Here is a 19,791-nt window from a genome sequence, read left to right as displayed (position 1 = left end):
TGCGACGAATAAAGGCGATATTATGAATTAAGCGGCTATCTTAAAGAAGGTAGAGGATAATAATAGCTGATAAATGAATTGGACATTCATATTATTATAAGCTGATAATTAATAATCGTTAATATACACATATTGAGTCCTATGATAATAGCAATGCAATTAAATACATGAGGAACAATATTTATTCATACATATAAAGCGATTATTGCACATTAATTGATATTTTAAATGTTACGATGAGATAGCCATCTTGATTTAATATCACCTACCCGGAGGCGATATGATTGAGGTTTTTGAAGCGTTTGGCTGGACCTTACTTTTAGGCGGTCTGGCAGTGGCAGTACTGTTTATCACTGCACTGGATAAAAAACGGTAATCATTGCATTTGATGCGCCTGTTGAGTCGGTATTACAAATAATTGTACCTGAAATCTACCACTTCTGAATTTTGCGATATTTTGCCATTCTGACGGCAAGGGGTAATCCTGACTAAAGTTACCGCCGCTTATCAACCAGACACGATGGTGACTTTTTGAAAGCGTTGTCAGAGTATCAATATATGTCTGGTCGGCTTGCGCATAAAACAGTGAACCAAAGCCATAGGCATTCGGTCTGCCTGATGTTCCGTGTGCGTTAGGTGGTGTATAAAGAAACGCACGATAATCTCGTTTATTATAATACACATAACTTAAATAATCGAACATTTTACTGACTACCACGGCATCATTAGGCTGGTGACGGGTATTAATATAGTTTACCAATGGTTTAAACTCGTCTATGTGCTCAGGATTATTATGATATGAACCATAGCCGAATAATAAGGTGAATAAGATAAAACCGAAGCCACAAACCGCTTTTTTTGCGCGGGTAAGTAATACCGCGAGCAGGGGAGGAATGCTCAGCGATGAGAAGAAGAAATAACGATCGATAAATAACGGCATCCACCAGGAAATGATGAAGACCAGCATTACAGGGATGACCAGATTACAAAATAATATCAGCTGATATCTTTCATATTCTCCGTTGCATAAAGATATTCGCCCCACAGTACCGATAAAACTTCCCACAGCCAGCCACAGAATGATCGACGGAAAACCCTGTCCGTTGTTTCCGGTAAAGAAATGCCAGTACATTGCAGGCAGATCACGCCATGTTACGGGGGGAATCCAACCGATATCATTACCGGCTCTCAACTGCGCCAGATGAGTCAGTAAATTAAACAATACGGGCAACCAGGGGAGATAAGCGACAGCAATCGCCAGGTTAGCAAACCACCAGCCAGGAAGTTTAAGGTAGCAGGCCGTTTTATGGCTTTGGCAGGATAATATTGTTACTGCGAGCCAGTGGGCAATAAGTGCAAACAGGGTAAAATAATGGGTGTAAAAACTGAACGTCATAAGTAAAGCATACGCGACAAGATAGCGATTATGGGTAGGTGTTTTTATCCACATCATCAATGCTAACGCGGCAGCGAGCGTTAGCATTCCCATTAACGCGTACATGCGCGTTTCTTGACTGTAATGGACTGCCATCGGCATCAAGGCGGCGAACCATCCCGCCAATAAGGCTGTACGCTCATTTGCCAGCCATCGCGTAAGCGCGATAACCAGCACAACTGTCAGGATCCCAAAGAGTAGACTGAGAGAGCGTACCGCTGCAATGCTATCACCCAATAATATGATCCAGTCATGCAGTAACAGATAATAAAGCGGGGGATGCACGTCAAAAGCGGCATGGAATAGCAGATTATCTACGCTATGTCGACTAATCAGCACGCTGGACGCTTCGTCACACCAAAGGTAGCGGTCAGTTATAAACAGCAACCGTATAAGGAGGGAGAATATGACAATGAGACAAACATGATATTTATACTTTATTTTTCTTAACCCATCGCCGGGCTGCCATATTGATAGTTGTGGTAGCGCCATAATATCCTCAATGGAGTAAGACTTAGACCAGAATGGACACCTAACGCAATAATGAAGGTTAAAATCTTAACCAACACTAAATAAAAATAACTTTGATAATGTCAGCGATGAATTAATCAGAATAGTGCAGTGCAACTCAGTAATCCTGACCGTAATGGCGAAGCAGTCTATGCTCTAAAAACCGGGTCAAACCGACAATAAAGGTAACGCCAATAAGGTACACTATGGCGGCAAAAAGGTAAGCATGGAAGAATTTAAAGCTGGTTGCAGCAACCTCCTGAATTCGCGCGAAAAACTCAGTATATTGGATAAGAAAAACGATGGTGCTGTCTTTAAGGTTATTAATCACCTGATTCGTTAAGGCTGGAATGGAAGACAGCAATACCTGAGGCAGTATAATCCACAAAAAGACCTGCCGTTTGTTCAACCCCTGAACGACTGCGGCCTCCGTTTCATATTTATTCAATGCGTTATAGGCCGTTGTCATGTACGCGGCATTATATGCGCCGACGTTTAAAGTAAACCCTGTAACCGCCACGGTAAAAGAGGACAGGTGAATGCCAGATTGAGGTAAACCATAATAGATAACAAACAGAATAAGAATGAGTGGCGTACCGATAAAGAAATCCATGTACAGTCGAGTTATGGCTTTTACCACGGGGCGATGGCTCAGGCTCAGAAAGAAAATAATAATTCCCCACAAAAAACCGGTGATGGAAACAATCAGCGCAAGTTTACAGGTTTCTTTAATACCGTCCACAACAAGTGGCAGTTGTTCAGTCAGGTCATTAAAGAAGAGAGACCAGCCAGCGATCATCGTTGTGCCTCGCTAAAAAAACAGTGGATATCTGGATCCGTTTCTCGTAAAGCAAGATCGGTAAAAGCGCCTTCTGCACGAATTTTGCCATGATTAAGAAACGTTACGTTATCGCTTAGTAATCTGGCGAGGCGAATATCATGAGTGACGCATAATATAGTGACGCCATTGTCGTGAAGTTGCTTGATCAACATTCCGACTTCACGAGTCATGAGCGGATCAAGCGCAGACGTCGGCTCATCAAAAATAATGAGTTCTGGGTCGGTGACCATTGTACGGGCCAGGGCGACGCGCTGTTGCTGCCCGCCCGATAATTGCGAAGGGTATTTCGCGCTATGCGAGACCATATCAAGTTTTTGTAGCTCATGTAAGGCTTTCTCCCGGGCTAGTTGTCCCGGCATGCCAAACACTTTACATAGGGCAAGGGTAATATTATCCATGACGTTAAGATGGCGATACAAAGCGTAATTCTGGAAGACACAACCAACTTTTTTTCTGAACTCAAGAATAGTAAATTCCTTGTCATAAATATTTCTCCCGTGAAAATAAATATCACCATAATCAGGCTCTTCTAATCGAAGCAGACAGCGTAAAAGCGTCGTTTTTCCACAACCCGATGGCCCCATGACTACTTTCATGTCTCCCGATTGAATTTTTAGACTAACCGTATCAAGAACCTTTTTTCCTGAATATTCCTTACTTATCTCTTTTAGTTCCAGTAAAGCCATGAGTATCACCTCTATTTTTATGCTTCAACTGATGCGATATTTTTTCTCAAACACTCCGGCCAGAAGAGTAAAAATTTTATAAATAATGAAATATAATACCCCGGCAAGAGTATAGATCTGTAACCCGTTCAGCGTGATGGCTGTCAGTGACATTGCCTGCTTCGTTATTTCAGCGATACCTACAGTATAAGCAAAGGGCGTCGCTTTTAATACAGAAGAAAACTCATTGATAATACCGGGCACAGAAAATCGCAACATCTGTGGCAACTCAATATTTAATATAATCTGTAATTGACGCATTCCTGCTACTTTCGCTACCGTGATTTCGAATGGCTCAACTAATTTAAGCGCCCCTCTGAACACCTCGGCAAGATAACTCCCGCTGATTAAGCCGACGCTGAGGTTCATGGCTACCAGAGGTGAAACATATATGCCAATCGATGGCAATCCAAAATAAACAAGAAAAACAGCAATAAGTATTGGAATTCCCCGAAGAATAAAGACCATTGCGTCGAGTATCTTCTGTAGTGGAAGGGGGGATAGTCGCCGTAATACGGCGACTGTAAGCCCGGTAAAAAACGCTGAGAGAAAACAGGTAAAGGTTACAAGCAGCGTATTACCAATCCCTTCCAATAGGAAATAAAAGATAGCCAGCATATTACCTGATGACATAGCTTACTATTTCATCCAGTTATCGACGATGTCAGATATTTTTTGTGGCCCTTGCTCTTTAAGCCATAAGTTGAAATCATCGCGCACGGGAGAGCCTTTCTTAAAGGCAATGCCAAGCTGATCAACATTCTTGAAAACATAACGACTTTCTATCGGCATCTTTTTCTTATTTTTGAAGGTAAAATAAACCGGCTCTTCTATAAAAGCCAGATCAAGATTACCATTTTTTAGATCAGCCATCGTCTCATTATATGTTGGATATAATTTTACTTTACTTAACGAGTAGTATCCTTTGGGCTCCAGATCGTTTTTGATAAGGTCGGAGTAAGCCATTCCTCGAGGGTATCCAATAGAATATTGATTTAATTCATTGAGGTTATTGAGCGTTATTTTATGATTAGCCATACTGACCAGATAAAAAGAGTTGATGTAATAAGGTTCAGAAAAATCAATAACTTTCTTACGTTTATCTGTGATTGAAATTCCCGAAAATGCGACATCTGCCTGACCACTCGCCACTGCGCCAAGCATTCCATCCCAGGCATATTCGGTGATGTTTAGCTTACAATGCCGTGACTGACAGTAAGACGAAAAAAGCTCCAGATCTATCCCCTGCAATTTGCCATCAGCACTTTTAAATAACATAGGGGGAGAGGCCGGTGATACTGCGACATTGAGTGTTTTCCCTTCAACGATGCTATCAGCAAAAGCTGAAGACGACATTATTCCCAACACTATCATCGATAAGCCAATTTTTTTGAATAACATGCTATCTATTTCCTGTAGTAAGGTAATGTGTATTATAAATTAAGCATTAGGGCGTGAACCTGACATTTGCAGGCGTAAAGTACTTAACGTTATGTATTCCATCGCTGTTAACTAATTTAATCAGGAGGTTTGACAGGAATCATCAAAGGGAATGGATTGAATATACCATGAGATATCAACTGGATATGAGTGCAGCGACCCCATGAAAGGTGAAAATGTAAAAATACCATAGACATTAGTATACTGGACATAGTTTATGCTCCATTTACGCATACATATTTACATGATAAGCAGATAATTGCTTCAGTGACGGTGTATTTAATGTCTCTAAGTATCATCTTGCCACTCTATCCAGGGCCAATATAAAGACTTATCTTTGCTTGTCAAATACATTTTCTGAGCTAATTTGATTTGCGTGCTATCTATATTTGCAAGCATATAAATTATTTATCCTATGAACAAACGACAACAAATCAGGAGTTCTGACGATGTTGTTATGTTTATCAAAACGTTAACTTGTTTTAATCGACAATAATCTTAATTCAGAAATATCTTAATATATGCGGTTGTCGAGATAAAATTCTCAAATTAACATCGTACATCTTATGTAATAAATATAAATACGATAAATAAATCCAAAACTGAGACTGCCAACCGGATAACAAACAGCAATAAAGAGGGCTCTTCATTAAGTTATCCTGGCAATGGTTAAGGTGGTAACATTTTTGGTGGCTTTACCCATTTTAATCGTGTTCACAACACGTTAATTACCTTATGATTACCATGGTAATTAAAAATGAATCCTCGATGACTCGATGACTCGATGACTCGATGACTCGATGACTCGTTGGCTGAATGAAAAGAAAATTCTACATCACATAGGCGCATGTATCGCGTATAATGGGCTCCGATGTCCCTAATCATTGCTATGACATAATAATATGTATCTTAACCGCTTTTGTTATTTACTCCTGATCTCCGCTGCGGTCGGAAGCATTTTTACATCGCATCCCGTCGCGATGTGGTTCCTGCTCGCCAACGTGCTAACGCTGGCGATCTACGGTATAGACAAAACGGCGGCACGTAAAACCTGGCGCAGAGTGCCGGAATCCACTTTGTTGGTGTTTGGGGTTGTCGGTGGGTGGCCTGGTGCGATTGTTGGTCAACAACTCTTCCGTCATAAAACGCAAAAGCAGCCATTCAAAACATACTTTATCGTCAGTGTGATAGTGAGTATTGTAGTTACGGTGGCGATCTATCGACTCTATCCATTTTTGTCCTACTGAACATAGAGTATGGATCACTTATTGACCAACCGGCAGCAAAGACAACCTCATATTTTCATGCCACCGGCACTATGATATTGAGCGGTGTTTTGCTCAAGGCGTACCGCAGCCGATGGAACATTATTCAGTGGAATAATGATGAGCTATAAAACTTTCTAACATTGTGGCAAAACAATGATGGACTTCTTGGGTTGGATGGACAAAGTCATTGAAGACGTATTGCGGACATATATCCAGCTGAGGGTCTTTAGCCCCGGGAACATGTACATAGCCGTGGTGAGTATAAGGGTTTTCCGTATCATAACCAATATTACTGGCCACCTCCATTATCATCTTAAATGCATCGGCAGTCTCGAAATAGCATATTTTGTGCTGGGGATATTTTTCTTTTAATTCTTCAACATTAGTTTTTAGCAGGGCATTGTGAGCGGTGCTTTCATCCTTAAGTTTTCTTTTTTCATCAGAATGTTTGCCATAGGGCGTCAAAGACAAATCGGGAATCCCCATGACTAAAACATTATTAACTCCACCGGAAATTATTTTTTCAATATCATCAATTTGTTGCTCAACGACCATCATTACATTATCTTTGTGTAGTGTCATATAGTCATTAGCCCCCAATAAAAATATCGCCAGGTCCTGGTGAGAAGGGGTGTAAGATGCGACTTGTCTGTCCGTATTTGATACAAAGTCACCGAGGCAATTAAAGCAGGAATACCTTGCCGATGTACTTCCCCCTTCAGCAAAATTAAGCATCTCTTTACCTAAGAAGTGTGGAGATGATAAAAACTCAGTCCAGGTAAATCCATTAGTAAACCTTCCGCCAAAGTATTGACCATAGGAGGGTAAGATATGATGTGTTTTTTCAAACATACGCCCCATGGAGTCAGATAAACTGTCGCCAAAAAATACCAGTCTGGTAATATCACCTAAAGAAATATTTTTTGGCTTGGGATGTAATCTATTGATTTCTTTGGCAAGACCAAAAGCTTCCGGATGACATTCAACCTCAATAGATAAAATATTTTCACCATTATCATCTTTAATAATCAACTTATCGGCGTGTTCCTGTGATTCTATAATAAACTGTTCTTTACATCCCTGAGACGCTAAGGCTCGAAGTTTGATGTAGGCTCCGCGAACCTGTACCGGTGTTAGATTCAGTTCCTGATAGTGGTAAAGTTTAAAGATACATTCGAGCGCCTCTGCATGGTAAGTGGTGAAGAAATATGCTTTGATTTTCTCCCATAAACTTAATTCCGGAGGGCGTGCGCTTTCTTTTATCACATTAAATCTTTCAGCACTGATAGATGATGTGAAATAACCCTGTCCAACACTCAATGGCATAGTGTCCTCCTTACTAATTAATCACGCTTTAGCAAAACATTAATTAACAAATATTAGCAAGAAAAGTAATCAGGTAAATGGTGTATATAGAATTGCGCTTCTTTTACAGTTTGTCGCCGCCAAAAAAACACATGCAATATTTATTATTTTTCAACGAAGTAAATATATCATCAACAACGTGAGGTTAATGCCGGGTACATATTATCTGACTGCTATCATTATTGACTGTGCGTCTGGTTAAGGCAAACCTCTAAAAAAAGTAGCCACTCCTGATTTTAGTGTGCTGGCGTGGGTATGAGCTGGCTTGATACTCAGGAAAATTAGGTAAGCTTATCATCAAGCTATTATTTCCAAGGGGGTGGTGTTTTATATAACGTGTTGATTTCTATTTTCATATTAAATATTTCTTAAGTGAGTTAACTATAATGAGTGATGATTCAATTATTAAAAACTCTTCAATGCTTTTGGCCTATTTAGGTGGTCTGGGATGGGGGAGCGCCTATTTTTATGGCTGGGGCGTCTCCGCGTACTATGGTTTCCCGTGGTGGTATGTAGGCGTCGGCCCTGACAACATTGCCCGAAGTCTATTCCATGCGATTAGCCTGATGGCTATATTCATAATAGCGTGGGGAGTGGGTATTCTATTATTTTTTTTAGTAAAGCAAAAAGCACGTATCCACGACCTTAGCTTCTTACGCCTTTTTTTGGCAGCGGTTTTGTTCTTTATTCCAATTGTTATCGAGTTTTCTCTCTTAACAGAATCGTTTTTGTGGGAGCTTTTTTTTATCATTTTACTGGTGGCTTTATGCCTATCGGTGGGGATGCGTTTTTATAGTAAATTGATGCCAGTGATTTGTTTTACGCAACTCAGTTGGGTGCGAAGACATTGTTTCACTATAGTTATGATTGGTTTTATTATATATTTTTTTATATTTTCTTTTTTTGTTGGGATCTATAAGCCACAATTAAAGAAAGAATACGAAATGATATTGTATGATGGAGGCTGGTACTACGTCCTGGCCAGGTATCATGATAGTTTTATTTTGTCGAAATCCTTTACTAAAAATAACAATAGATTTATTATTTTTAGACCAGAAGATGGACACTCTTATGAAATTACCCTGGTAAAAGTCAGACTTTAATAAAATACTGGTTGGCAAGAGCGTGAAATGACGCCAGAGCTTCCCATGGCAGAGATTAGAGAAAGAACTGAGCGCCTATATCTGTAGGCTGTGGAATAGCAATGCCGGGAAGGGCATGGCATGACACTTTATCTGACATTACCATCTGAGTGGCAGTTTAGCAGATGTTTCAGGCCAAACCCAAGTTGAATTGGACCGCTCAGAAGCCGATTACCTACATAACAAATCCTGGCCGCAAGCTTATGCTGTGGGCGGAATATACGACCGCTATTATCCAGATTGGCTGTTAACTTATTTATTTTCCCAAAGTAGCCTATAACAGGGCTCCCTGAGGCATTGGCTAGCATCTGTGCATTGGAAAAACAGCTTCCATTTGCACTATAGCAACTTATAAAGTTTATTGCCTCATGAGAGTTGCTAATATGGCGTATTGATTTGAAAAGTGATGATGACTGACTTGCACCGGAACCGTACCGATTTTCATGTTGAACAACAAAAGGAGCACCATGTTTACAAATCGAAATAGGCATGGATTATTACCTGAGATTGATTTCAAATTAACAATAATGATGACGCTTTTGAGTATTAAAAATCTTTCAAATAACGCTCATTTGATTTTTTGTCCACTATTAACTAAGTCTGGAAAGACACAGGGTTGAGATATTTTCGCTACCCGTCGGCGGTGTATCGCAGTTGTGATGTTACGTTCTTACAAGACTGACATCTGCATATCATAACCTTTATTCATTACCACCTGGTGAGTAAATAAAAACTATTAAGCAAATATTTACTTCTGGGTAATGGGACTGGATTTACCGGCATTACCTCTGTGCCCCAGTCGGGCAGAACATTGCAGCTTAGAAAGAAAGCTTTGGTGTTTATTGTCTGTGGCCTGAAAAAGTTCCCGTGAGCTGAATATGCTGAATGTGAACTGATTCTTAATGGTCTATGCCGGAAAGCTATAAGCTATTGATTTTTATATTGTGTGTAATTTTACAATTACATAAATATAAAATTCTGATAGTATACCCCCCTATAGTATATGGAGGTCGAATGCCGCATTCACCTGAAGATAAAAAACGTATCCTTACCCGTGTTCGTCGCATACGCGGGCAGGTCGAAGCGCTGGAGCGGGCGCTTGAGTCTGGCGAACCTTGTCTAGCGATTCTGCAACAGATTGCCGCCGTGCGCGGCGCGTCTAATGGCCTGATGAGTGAAATGGTTGAAATCCATCTGAAAGATGAGCTGGTCAGCGGGGAAACTACGCCAGATCAGCGCGCGGTTCGGATGGCGGAAATCGGCCATCTCCTTCGCGCTTATCTAAAATAACAATTTCCCTCACCGTAACAGGAAGAGATATATGAAATCACGTGCAGCAGTTGCTTTTGGTCCCGGTCAGCCGCTAAAAATTGTCGAGATTGACGTTGCGCCGCCGAAAAAAGGCGAAGTTCTGGTCAAAATCACCCATACCGGCGTTTGCCATACCGATGCTTTTACCCTTTCCGGCGATGATCCGGAAGGCGTATTCCCGGCAGTCCTGGGTCACGAAGGCGGCGGCGTGGTAGTCGAGGTCGGCGAGGGGGTCACCAGCCTGAAACCCGGCGACCATGTTATTCCACTGTATACGGCGGAATGCGGCGAGTGTAAGTTCTGTAAGTCCGGTAAAACTAACCTTTGTCAGGCCGTACGCGCCACTCAGGGAAAAGGGCTGATGCCGGATGGCACTACCCGCTTTTCTTATAACGGCGAACCCGTTTATCACTATATGGGAACCAGCACGTTCAGCGAATATACCGTTTGCGCGGAAATTTCTCTGGCGAAAGTGAACCCGCAGGCGCCGCTGGATAAAGTGTGTCTGTTGGGCTGTGGCGTGACGACTGGTATTGGCGCCGTCCATAACACCGCTAAAGTGAAAGCGGGCGACACCGTTGCCGTTTTTGGTTTAGGCGGTATTGGGCTGGCGGTTATTCAGGGCGCGGTTCAGGCTAAAGCCGGGCGTATTTTAGCTGTCGACACGAATCCGGAAAAATTTACGCTGGCGGGCGAAATGGGGGCTACGGACTTTATTAATCCGAATGATTACGACAAACCGATCCAGGACGTTATTGTTGAGCTTACTGATGGCGGCGTAGATTTCAGTTTTGAATGTATCGGCAACGTTAACGTGATGCGAGCGGCGCTGGAATGTTGTCATAAAGGTTGGGGCGAAAGCATTATTATTGGCGTAGCGGGGGCAGGGCAGGAAATCAAAACCCGTCCCTTCCAGCTAGTGACTGGTCGCGTCTGGCGTGGCTCCGCTTTTGGCGGCGTGAAAGGGCGCACGCAGCTGCCAGGGATGGTCGAAGATGCGATGAACGGTAAAATCCGTTTAGATCCTTTTATTACTCACCGCCTGCCGCTGGAGCAGATTAACGATGCCTTTGAACTGATGCATCAGGGTAAATCCATCCGTACTGTTATCCACTTTAGCGATAACTGATTCATCCGCCAGCGGATTTTCCGCTGGCGCTTTTCTGAATTTTCTGGAATGAATGTTGTGAAAATGTGACGAAGGCGATGCTTTTCGCGATAAGCAAACGTCACGAAGTGCCGATGACTATCTAACGGGCGTGTTTTACGCATAAAACTTACAAGAGAGTCGACGGTCATGGGCAACACATTCTCGATGCAAGCCTCGCATAAACTGGGCTTCCTGCATCATATTCGGCTGGTTCCGCTGTTTTCCTCCATTCTCGGTGGCATCCTTCTTCTTTTTGCTTTGAGCGCCGGGCTGGCAGGCTATTTTCTGTTACAGGCCGATCGCGATCAGCGTGATGTCACGGACGAGATTCAGGTACGGATGGGATTATCCAACAGCGCTAACCACTTACGTACCGCACGTATCAATATGATCCACGCTGGCGCGGCGAGCCGGATTGCTGAAATGGATGAAATGAAAGCCAATATTGCCGCTGCGGAAACGCGGATCAAGCAGTCTCAGGACGGCTTTAACGCTTATATGTCCAGAGCGGTGAAAACACCCGCCGATGACGCGCTGGATAACGAGTTAAACGCCCGCTACACCGCCTATATCAACGGCCTGCAACCGATGCTGAAATTTGCCAAAAATGGCATGTTCGAAGCGATCATTAATCATGAAAACGAGCAGGCAAAACAACTGGATGCCGCATATAACCATGTTCTGTTGAAAGCGATTGAACTGCGCACCGAGCGGGCGAGACTACTTAGCGAGCAGGCTTACCAACGTACCCGGCTCGGTATGATGTTTATGATTGGCGCATTTACATTGGCGCTGGTATTGACGTTAATGACCTTCATGGTGCTGCGTCGCACGGTGATACAACCCTTGCAGCAGTCTGCGTCACGTATCGAACGCATTGCGGCGGGCGATCTGACCATGGCTGACGAGCCCACAGGACGCAGTGAAATTGGTCGTCTGAGTCATCATCTTCAGCAGATGCAGCATGCGTTGCAACAAACGGTAGGGGCGGTGCGTCAGGGGGCGGAGGAAATTTATCGAGGCACCAGCGAAATTACCGCCGGTAATACGGATTTATCTTCTCGTACTGAACAGCAGGCTGCCGCCATTGAACAAACCGCGGCCAGTATGGAACAGTTGACGGCAACCGTTAAGCAGAATGCGGATAATGCGCATCACGCCAGCAAACTGGCGGAAGATGCTTCCGGTAAAGCCAGTCGCGGAGGCCAGATGGTTTCCGGGGTCGTACAAACGATGGGGAATATTTCCACCAGCTCGAAAAAAATCTCGGAAATTACCGCCGTCATTAACAGTATCGCTTTCCAGACCAACATTCTGGCGCTAAACGCGGCGGTTGAGGCGGCACGCGCCGGGGAACAAGGACGCGGTTTTGCGGTGGTCGCCAGTGAGGTTCGTACCCTCGCCAGTCGCAGCGCGCAGGCGGCAAAAGAGATTGAAGGCTTGATCGGCGCATCGGTCAGCCTGATTGAACAAGGCTCCGAAGAGGTTATCGCTGCGGGGAGCACCATGAATGAGATTGTGGATGCCGTCAAACGCGTCACCGATATTATGCTCGATATCGCGGCAGCCTCTGATGAGCAAAGTCGCGGTATTGTTCAGGTCAGTCAGGCGATTTCTGAGATGGACAAGGTTACGCAACAAAACGCGTCGCTGGTCGAAGAGGCGTCCGCGGCGGCAGCTTCGCTTGAAGAACAGGCTGCCCGCTTGACGCAAGCCGTTGATGCGTTTCGTTTACAGGATACTGGCGCGACGATGCGCTCATCCTTCCTTTAGTAAGCGTCGCGCCAGCGGGCTATTTTAGCCGCGGGCGCGTTTAATGCCCGACAGCCGCTATCACAGCGGCATCGATTTACGGATCGCCGCAATCAGCATTTGCGCCCCGGTTGAGAGCGGGATATCAACTCGCGTAAGAATACCTATCGGTTCGCCTGCGCTCTGGGTCGGCACGGGTAATGAGACCAGCGTTGCCTGGCGAAGATCTTCTTTAACCGCGCCAGAGGGGACGAACCAGACGTAATCGTAATCTACGGTCAGTTGTCGTGATAACGATGCGGATAGCGTTTCGATACATCCGGCAGGCATTTTACACCCCTGGCTTTGCAACAGGGCTTCCGCATTCTGGCGCGGTACCGTGCCTTTTGGCGAGACGACTACCGGCCACTCCATAACCCGACTGAGCGTGATCGTCTCCTGTAACAGGGGATGACCGGGGCGTACCACTAATTTAAGCGATTCTAAAAACAGCAGTTCGTAATTTAAACCGCCCATTAATTCCGGGTCTGACATGCGGCCAATACCCAGATCGATCTCGCCTGATTTCAGACCTGCAAGCAACATCGTATTGTTCATGGTCGCGACCTGTAACGAGGTCGATTTTTGCTGTTGATGGAACCGCCCAATAGCCGCCGGGAGTATACCCAGCGCAGCGGTGGGGAGCGCGCCAACACGCACCACATCGGCGCTGGCGTCCTCTTTGCGATTCAGCGCCTGCCCGGCGGTATTCAATGCATCTAATACTTTTACCGCATGAGTCAAAAATTGTTCGCCAGGAACCGTTAATTGCGCGCCCAGTCGCCCGCGTTCGAACAGACGGGTTCCGGTGAGTTGTTCCAGTTCGTTCAGCGTTTTAGAAAGCGCTGGCTGGCTCAGGTTAAGGGTTTCAGCCGCGCGCCCCAGAGTTCCCTGTTGCGCAACGGCGACAAATGTATGAAGGTGGCGCAACCGAATGCGCTGACTAAACAGACCATTTTTTTCCATAAGCGATGTTAAAAACAGAGCCGTGCAGGTGACAAGTAAAGTTGTTTGTTTTTGATAACCTGATAGCAAAATATTATTAACATTTTACCATTTCAAGTTACAACTGTTTTATTTTACTGATGATTCAACTGCCGTTAAGCGTGTTAAGCCGCGATCTGGTTGGGGATACGCCAGCTCATGTCAATCCGTCCTACACAATGAATTCAGGCCGGATCACAGTTTGTAAATTCTTCTCCCCGGAATGGATGAGGTTTTCTACACTCCAGGTAACATTCACTGGAGGCATGACATTATGGCGAACACCATCACGGCAGATGAGATTCGGGAACACTTTTCGCAGGCAATGTCGGCAATGTACCAGCAGGAAGTTCCGCAGTACGGTACGTTACTGGAACTTGTGGCTGACGTGAATCTGGCGGTGCTGGAAAATAATCCCAAACTGCATGAGCAGTTGGCTAATGCCGATGAACTGGCGCGATTGAACGTGGAACGACATGGCGCCATTCGTGTTGGCACCGCAGAAGAACTTTCTACCTTGCGTCGGATATTCGCCATCATGGGGATGTACCCAGTAAGTTATTACGATCTCTCTCAGGCGGGCGTGCCTGTGCACTCCACGGCATTTCGTCCCATTGACGAGGCTTCGCTCTCGCGTAATCCCTTTCGCATGTTCACTTCGCTATTACGCCTGGAGCTCATTGAAAACGCGGCATTACGCCAGCGGGCGGCGGAAATCTTATCGCAGCGGGATATTTTTACATCGCGCTGCCGACAATTGCTGGATGAGTACGACGAGCAGGGCGGTTTTAGCGCTGCTCAGGCCGAAGAGTTCGTCCGTGAAACGCTGGAGACTTTTCGCTGGCATCGTCAGGCTACCGTTGATGAAGAAACGTACCGCAGCCTGCATCGTGAGCATCGTTTAATTGCCGACGTGGTCTGTTTTCCGGGATGTCACATTAACCATCTGACGCCGCGTACTCTGGATATCGACCGGGTACAGGCCATGATGCCGGAGTGCGGCATTACGCCTAAAATTCTTATCGAAGGTCCGCCTCGCCGCGAAGTGCCTATTCTGTTGCGGCAAACCAGTTTCAAAGCCCTGGAAGAGCAGGTGCTCTTCGTTGATGAAAAGCAGGGTACGCACACGGCGCGCTTCGGCGAAATTGAGCAACGTGGCGTCGCGCTGACGCCAAAAGGTCGTCGATTATATGATGAACTATTGCACAAGGCGGGAACGGGTAAGGATAACTTCACGCATCAACTCCATTTGCAGGAGGTCTTTAACGCCTTTCCGGATAGCGAATTTCTGCTTCGCCAGCAGGGGCTTGCCTGGTTCCGCTATCGCTTAACGCCTTCCGGCGAGGCGCATCGTCAGGCGATTCATCCTGGCGACGATCCGCAGCCGCTTATTGAGCGCGGTTGGGTGATCGCGCAGCCGATTACCTATGAAGATTTTCTTCCGGTCAGCGCAGCCGGCATTTTTCAGTCGAATTTGGGAAATGAAACGCTGGCCAGAAGGCACGGTAATGCCAGCCGCGACGCCTTTGAACAGGCGCTGGGATGTGCAGTACGGGATGAATTTTCGTTATATCAGGAAGCGGAAGAACGCAGTAAACGCCGTTGCGGTCTGCTTTAAAAGCGGTAAGCTTCACAGGCTGTGAGGATACTGTAAAAGGAAGGCGTTATGTTGAATCCCTCCATCCCGCTGGTGGCGACGCGTCACGGTAAAATCGTGGGCGTCGTACAGGAAGAAATCCATATCTGGCGCGGTATACCTTATGCCGCGCCGCCAACAGGGGAGCTACGCTGGCGTGCGCCGCAGCCTGTTACAGCCTGGCAGGATGTGCGCCAGGCGGATTGTTTCTCGTGCGCCAGTTGGCAGGATATTACCTGGTGTCGCGAACTCGGCGGCGGCGATCCGGGAAATTTTTCCGAAGACTGTCTCTATCTGAACGTCTGGGCTCCCGCCGTACGTCATGAACCGTTGCCGGTCATGGTCTGGCTACACGGCGGCGGTTACACCATTGGCGCGGGGAGTTTGCCGCCCTATGACGGACATGCGCTGGCGAAGCGCGGCGCGATCGTGGTGACGGTCAATTATCGGCTTGGCCATCTGGGCTTTTTCGCGCATCCGGCGCTGGAAGGCGGAGAGGCGGAGTGTATTCATAATTTCGCTTTACTCGATCAAATCGCTGCGCTGCGTTGGGTGCAGGACAATATTGCCGCATTTGGCGGCGATACGCAGAATGTGACGTTATTTGGCGAATCCGCCGGCGCCCGCAGCGTGCTGTCGTTGATGGCTTCGCCGTTGGCGAAGGGGCTTTTTCATAAAGCGATTATTCAGAGTGGTTATACGCTGCCGGATACGCCCCGCGAGGTGGCGCTAAAAAAAGGCGTTGCGCTGGCAGAACATCTTGGTTTAGCCAATGCCACTGCCGAACAGCTACGCGCTTTACCGGCAGAGACGTTTTGGCCGCTGGACGAGCCTTTTAAAATTGCGCCGACGCCGATTTCCGGCGACGTCGTGCTGCCGCATCCGATGCTGGAAACCTTCTTTGCGGCGAAACAGCATCCCATACCGGTGATGATCGGCTCGAATAGCGATGAAGCCAGCGTATTGGCAGTTTTTGGCGTCGATATTGCCGGTCAAATTCAAAAAATGCGCCGTGAGCGGCGTGTTGGCCTGGGGTTAATCCGGCTGCTTTATCCTGGAGTGAAAGGCGACGAAGCACTAGGGCGGCAGGTCTGTCGGGATATGGTATTTACCACGTTGGGTTATGTCGTCATGCAAGCGCAGCAGCGGATCGGCGAACCGTGCTGGCGTTACTGGTTTGATTATGTCGCCGAAGCGGAGCATAACACCTACGCGAATGGTGCCTGTCATGGCAATGAAATACCGTATGTATTCGATACGTTAACGCGGGCTGAGCCCACATGCCATTATGTGAATGAGAATGACCTGGCCTTTGCCTCGCAGGTGGCGGATTACTGGGTGAATTTCGCTCGTCATGCCAGCCGCACGCGCGACGTGCTGCACGGCCCGGTTCGCTGGCCCGCCAGCATTCGGGGGCGAGATCGTCTGTTGCGGATTGGGCTGAACAAACTTGCCGGTTTTAAAGTGGAAAACCGCTTTATGCGTGCGCGTCTGGCGCTGTTTAAACGAGTCATGAAACATCACGTTAGTCTGGAATAAACTTTTCATAACCTGAAGAATGCTGCGTGAGGTTTACATCCGATTAGGTCGGTTCTTATCGACATAAAATATTTACGCTTTTGCACAGTTTCCAGGCGACCAACAATTGGATTATTAATGAATTTTGTCTAGAGTGAGCGGTCAGAAACGGGCACATTCTTGCTGCTGAAAAAACCAGCGCGGGACCATTCACAAGACCAGAAGGACTCATTTTCAGGTATGAATCGTAGACGATTTATTAAAGGTTCAATGGCAATGGCCGCCGTGTGCGGTTCCAGCGGTATTGCTTCACTCTTTTCTCAGGCGGCGTTTGCCGCGGAATCCGATATTGCGGATGGTAAAATTGTCCGTTTTGATTTTGCTGGTCTGCAATCAATGGCCCAGGCGTTAGCGAAAAAGCCCTGGGGCGGCGCGCCGGGCCCCTTGCCGGATACGCTCGCCAATCTGACGCCGCAGGCCTATAACAGCATTCAGTATGACGCGGCGCATTCACTCTGGAACGGTGTTGCCAACCGGCAGCTCGATATTCAGTTTTTCCACGTAGGGATGGGCTTTCGTCGTCGCGTACGCATGTTTTCCGTTGATACGACGACGCATCTTGCTCGCGAGATTCATTTTCGTCCGGAACTGTTTAAATACAACGATGCCGGCGTCGATACGACGCAACTGGAAGGGCAGAGCGATCTCGGTTTCGCCGGTTTCCGTGTCTTTAAAGCACCGGAACTGGCGCGGCGCGATGTCGTCTCCTTCCTGGGCGCCAGTTATTTCCGGGCGGTAGATGATACTTATCAGTATGGCCTGTCGGCTCGCGGGCTGGCGATAGATACCTATACTGACGGTCAGGAAGAGTTCCCTGACTTCACCGCATTCTGGTTTGACACCGCGAAGCCGGGCGATACTACATTTACCGTTTACGCTCTGCTGGACAGCGCCAGCGTGACGGGCGCGTATAAATTTGTGATTCATTGCGAAAAATCGCAGGTGATCATGGATGTAGAAAACCATCTCTACGCCCGTAAAGATATTAAGCAACTTGGCATTGCGCCGATGACCAGTATGTTTAGCTGTGGGAATAATGAACGCCGGGTATGCGACACCATTCATCCGCAAATTCACGATTCCGATCGGCTGGCGATGTGGCGGGGTAACGGCGAGTGGATTTGCCGCCCGCTGAATAATCCGCAGAAATTGCAGTTCAATGCATATATGGACGATAACCCAAAAGGGTTCGGCCTGCTGCAACTCGATCGTGATTTCTCGCATTATCAGGATGTGATGGGCTGGTACAATAAACGTCCGAGCCTGTGGGTGGAGCCGCGCAGTAAGTGGGGGAAAGGCGCGGTTAGCCTGATGGAGATCCCAACCACTGGTGAAACTCTGGATAATGTGGTCTGTTTCTGGCAGCCGGAAAAAGCGATCAAAGCCGGGGATGCGCTGGCGTTCAATTATCGTTTGTACTGGAGCGCGCAGCCGCCGGTACAATCGCCGCTTGCGCGGGTCATGGCGACCCGTACAGGGATGGGCGGATTTCCCGAAGGTTGGGCGCCGGGCGAACATTACCCGGATAAATGGGCGCGCCGTTTTGCTATTGATTTTGTCGGCGGCGATCTGAAAGCGGCCGCGCCAAAAGGCATTGAGCCGGTGATTACGCTCTCCAGTGGCGAGGCGAAGCAGATTGAGATCCTCTACGTAGAGCCTTTCGACGGTTATCGTATCCAGTTTGACTGGTATCCGACCTCGGATTCTACGGCACCGGTGGATATGCGTATGTTCCTGCGCTGCCAGGGGGAGGCTATCAGCGAAACCTGGCTGTATCAGTATTTCCCGCCCGCGCCGGATAAGCGCCGTTATGTCGACGATCGTATCATGCGTTAGTCAGTTTGCCTTCTGTACCGCCACAAAGGCGGTACAGGTTGCGGAAATTGCCCTGGCATAAACTCATTCGTGAGCCGCTGTTTTTGTGACACGGCCTTTCCATCGTTCTATTTTTGCAACAGTCCTTCCTGTTTATCCCTCTCGATCCTGCGGACAGGGGACATTAAGATAGCTTCACCTTATTTAAGATATAAAGTGAATATAATGAAAAAGAGTTTTCTTGGTGCTGTCCTGTCTCTGGGTTTATTAAGTGCTGCTCATGCAGATGTATATAAATTTGATAATACGCATACCAATGCGGTATTTAATATCGATCATTTCCAGACCTCAACCAATCATGGCGGGTTTTATGCTATTAGCGGCGAACTGAAATATCAGCCGGAAAAGCAAGTCGCAGAGATGCGCGTGACGATTCCCGTGAGCGCCTTAAATACCGGGGTGGATGCGTTTGATAACCATATTCGCAGTAGCGATATTCTGGATGCGGAAAAATATCCAGAAATAGTATTTAAATCGACAAAATGGCATTTTGAAGATAATAAACCAGTTTCAATTGACGGTTTGTTAACAATGAAGGGGGTAACTAAGCCCGTCACCTTAACCACCACCAAGTTTGGCTGTTATATGAGCCCGATATTCAAGGCGCAGGTTTGCGGTGGTGATTTTGTCACGCAAATAGATCGCACCCAATGGGGTGTAGATTATCTGGTCGATATGGGGATGACGAAAGTTGTTGATATAAAAATCCAGGCAGAAGCGGTTAAGCAATAAAAGGAATA

General features: G+C 46.6%; 17 protein-coding genes. 9 read left to right on the top strand and 8 right to left on the bottom strand.

Annotated features, from left to right (window positions below; translation table 11 throughout):
• Window positions 1–376: 376 nt before the first annotated feature.
• From J4614_RS03235 to J4614_RS03215, 5 genes are all read right to left on the bottom strand, one after another.
• Entirely contained in the window at window positions 377–1,927 is a 1,551-nt protein-coding gene (locus J4614_RS03235) for a glycosyltransferase family 39 protein (protein WP_208293061.1), read from the bottom strand.
• Window positions 1,928–2,063: 136 nt separating this feature from the next.
• Window positions 2,064–2,744: an amino acid ABC transporter permease gene (locus tag J4614_RS03230; protein ID WP_000560165.1), complete on the bottom strand. Its 681-nt coding sequence runs from the start codon at window positions 2,742–2,744 to the stop codon at window positions 2,064–2,066.
• Window positions 2,741–3,472, bottom strand: a complete 732-nt coding sequence (locus tag J4614_RS03225; protein WP_001185903.1) for an amino acid ABC transporter ATP-binding protein — start codon at window positions 3,470–3,472, stop codon at window positions 2,741–2,743. Before J4614_RS03225 ends, J4614_RS03230 begins: the two co-directional genes overlap by 4 nt.
• Window positions 3,473–3,496: 24 nt before the next feature.
• Window positions 3,497–4,144 carry an amino acid ABC transporter permease gene (locus J4614_RS03220; protein ID WP_000094442.1) on the bottom strand — a complete coding sequence of 216 codons (648 nt, stop codon included), beginning with the start codon at window positions 4,142–4,144 and terminating at the stop codon, window positions 3,497–3,499.
• A gap of 6 nt (window positions 4,145–4,150) precedes the next feature.
• Complete coding sequence (locus J4614_RS03215) at window positions 4,151–4,912, bottom strand: transporter substrate-binding domain-containing protein (RefSeq protein WP_000897695.1); 762 nt, start codon at window positions 4,910–4,912, stop codon at window positions 4,151–4,153.
• A gap of 941 nt (window positions 4,913–5,853) precedes the next feature.
• Here J4614_RS03215 and J4614_RS03210 point away from each other — a divergent pair.
• Window positions 5,854–6,198, top strand: coding sequence for a DUF1294 domain-containing protein (locus J4614_RS03210; protein ID WP_000281190.1), 345 nt, complete (start codon window positions 5,854–5,856; stop codon window positions 6,196–6,198).
• A 120-nt stretch (window positions 6,199–6,318) separates the two neighbouring features.
• Here J4614_RS03210 and sseJ read toward each other — a convergent pair whose 3' ends face one another.
• Window positions 6,319–7,545 carry an SPI-2 type III secretion system effector SseJ gene (gene sseJ / locus J4614_RS03205; RefSeq protein ID WP_001131418.1) on the bottom strand — a complete coding sequence of 409 codons (1,227 nt, stop codon included), beginning with the start codon at window positions 7,543–7,545 and terminating at the stop codon, window positions 6,319–6,321.
• A gap of 425 nt (window positions 7,546–7,970) precedes the next feature.
• Here sseJ and J4614_RS03200 point away from each other — a divergent pair, with 425 nt between their 5' ends.
• A complete protein-coding gene (locus J4614_RS03200; protein WP_001527697.1) occupies window positions 7,971–8,687 on the top strand; it encodes a hypothetical protein in 717 nt (238 codons plus the stop codon).
• A gap of 128 nt (window positions 8,688–8,815) precedes the next feature.
• On the opposite strand, the gene J4614_RS03195 is transcribed toward J4614_RS03200, so the two are convergent.
• Window positions 8,816–9,217, bottom strand: coding sequence for an effector protein (locus J4614_RS03195; protein WP_077905323.1), 402 nt, complete (start codon window positions 9,215–9,217; stop codon window positions 8,816–8,818).
• A gap of 523 nt (window positions 9,218–9,740) precedes the next feature.
• On the opposite strand from J4614_RS03195, the gene J4614_RS03190 reads away from it, so the two are divergent.
• From J4614_RS03190 to J4614_RS03180, 3 genes are all read left to right on the top strand, one after another.
• The gene (locus J4614_RS03190) at window positions 9,741–10,016 is read left to right on the top strand and encodes a metal/formaldehyde-sensitive transcriptional repressor (protein ID WP_001120770.1); all 276 of its coding nucleotides are present in this window, start codon (window positions 9,741–9,743) and stop codon (window positions 10,014–10,016) included.
• Window positions 10,017–10,047: 31 nt separating this feature from the next.
• Entirely contained in the window at window positions 10,048–11,166 is a 1,119-nt protein-coding gene (locus J4614_RS03185; RefSeq protein WP_000842142.1) for an S-(hydroxymethyl)glutathione dehydrogenase/class III alcohol dehydrogenase, read from the top strand.
• A 168-nt stretch (window positions 11,167–11,334) separates the two neighbouring features.
• On the top strand, window positions 11,335–12,960 hold the full coding sequence (locus tag J4614_RS03180; protein WP_000528481.1) for a methyl-accepting chemotaxis protein: 1,626 nt from the start codon (window positions 11,335–11,337) through the stop codon (window positions 12,958–12,960).
• Between the two features lie 60 nt (window positions 12,961–13,020).
• On the opposite strand, the gene J4614_RS03175 is transcribed toward J4614_RS03180, so the two are convergent.
• A complete protein-coding gene (locus J4614_RS03175) occupies window positions 13,021–13,944 on the bottom strand; it encodes a LysR substrate-binding domain-containing protein (protein WP_000414259.1) in 924 nt (307 codons plus the stop codon).
• Window positions 13,945–14,236: 292 nt separating this feature from the next.
• On the opposite strand from J4614_RS03175, the gene J4614_RS03170 reads away from it, so the two are divergent.
• The 4 genes from J4614_RS03170 to J4614_RS03155 all read left to right on the top strand — a co-directional run bounded on the left by J4614_RS03170 (window position 14,237) and on the right by J4614_RS03155 (window position 19,783).
• Window positions 14,237–15,580 carry a VOC family protein gene (locus tag J4614_RS03170; protein WP_024797926.1) on the top strand — a complete coding sequence of 448 codons (1,344 nt, stop codon included), beginning with the start codon at window positions 14,237–14,239 and terminating at the stop codon, window positions 15,578–15,580.
• Between the two features lie 48 nt (window positions 15,581–15,628).
• The gene (locus J4614_RS03165) at window positions 15,629–17,137 is read left to right on the top strand and encodes a carboxylesterase/lipase family protein (RefSeq protein WP_023212384.1); all 1,509 of its coding nucleotides are present in this window, start codon (window positions 15,629–15,631) and stop codon (window positions 17,135–17,137) included.
• Window positions 17,138–17,356: 219 nt separating this feature from the next.
• Window positions 17,357–19,012 (top strand): glucan biosynthesis protein, encoded by a 1,656-nt coding sequence (locus J4614_RS03160; RefSeq protein ID WP_001081945.1) that lies wholly within the window; start codon window positions 17,357–17,359, stop codon window positions 19,010–19,012.
• Between the two features lie 195 nt (window positions 19,013–19,207).
• Entirely contained in the window at window positions 19,208–19,783 is a 576-nt protein-coding gene (locus tag J4614_RS03155) for a YceI family protein (RefSeq protein ID WP_001024319.1), read from the top strand.
• Window positions 19,784–19,791: the final 8 nt, after the last annotated feature.

The organism is Salmonella sp. 32031103-2018-00083-FB-01-SM-01 (assembly GCF_017571995.1).
Lineage (GTDB): Bacteria > Pseudomonadota > Gammaproteobacteria > Enterobacterales > Enterobacteriaceae > Salmonella > Salmonella enterica.
Note: the sequence above shows the minus strand (reverse complement) of the source record. Positions and strands in the feature narration are given on the sequence as shown.

What these genes read in the sequence shown, in the direction of transcription:
- J4614_RS03235 (WP_208293061.1), bottom strand. Translation starts at nt 1,927, where the DNA reads ATGGCGCTACCACAACTATCAATATGGCAGCCCGGCGATGGGTTAAGA.
- J4614_RS03230 (WP_000560165.1), bottom strand. Translation starts at nt 2,744, where the DNA reads ATGATCGCTGGCTGGTCTCTCTTCTTTAATGACCTGACTGAACAACTG.
- J4614_RS03225 (WP_001185903.1), bottom strand. Translation starts at nt 3,472, where the DNA reads ATGGCTTTACTGGAACTAAAAGAGATAAGTAAGGAATATTCAGGAAAA.
- J4614_RS03220 (WP_000094442.1), bottom strand. Translation starts at nt 4,144, where the DNA reads ATGTCATCAGGTAATATGCTGGCTATCTTTTATTTCCTATTGGAAGGG.
- J4614_RS03215 (WP_000897695.1), bottom strand. Translation starts at nt 4,912, where the DNA reads ATGTTATTCAAAAAAATTGGCTTATCGATGATAGTGTTGGGAATAATG.
- J4614_RS03210 (WP_000281190.1), top strand. Translation starts at nt 5,854, where the DNA reads ATGTATCTTAACCGCTTTTGTTATTTACTCCTGATCTCCGCTGCGGTC.
- sseJ (WP_001131418.1), bottom strand. Translation starts at nt 7,545, where the DNA reads ATGCCATTGAGTGTTGGACAGGGTTATTTCACATCATCTATCAGTGCT.
- J4614_RS03200 (WP_001527697.1), top strand. Translation starts at nt 7,971, where the DNA reads ATGAGTGATGATTCAATTATTAAAAACTCTTCAATGCTTTTGGCCTAT.
- J4614_RS03195 (WP_077905323.1), bottom strand. Translation starts at nt 9,217, where the DNA reads ATGCCTATTTCGATTTGTAAACATGGTGCTCCTTTTGTTGTTCAACAT.
- J4614_RS03190 (WP_001120770.1), top strand. Translation starts at nt 9,741, where the DNA reads ATGCCGCATTCACCTGAAGATAAAAAACGTATCCTTACCCGTGTTCGT.
- J4614_RS03185 (WP_000842142.1), top strand. Translation starts at nt 10,048, where the DNA reads ATGAAATCACGTGCAGCAGTTGCTTTTGGTCCCGGTCAGCCGCTAAAA.
- J4614_RS03180 (WP_000528481.1), top strand. Translation starts at nt 11,335, where the DNA reads ATGGGCAACACATTCTCGATGCAAGCCTCGCATAAACTGGGCTTCCTG.
- J4614_RS03175 (WP_000414259.1), bottom strand. Translation starts at nt 13,944, where the DNA reads ATGGAAAAAAATGGTCTGTTTAGTCAGCGCATTCGGTTGCGCCACCTT.
- J4614_RS03170 (WP_024797926.1), top strand. Translation starts at nt 14,237, where the DNA reads ATGGCGAACACCATCACGGCAGATGAGATTCGGGAACACTTTTCGCAG.
- J4614_RS03165 (WP_023212384.1), top strand. Translation starts at nt 15,629, where the DNA reads ATGTTGAATCCCTCCATCCCGCTGGTGGCGACGCGTCACGGTAAAATC.
- J4614_RS03160 (WP_001081945.1), top strand. Translation starts at nt 17,357, where the DNA reads ATGAATCGTAGACGATTTATTAAAGGTTCAATGGCAATGGCCGCCGTG.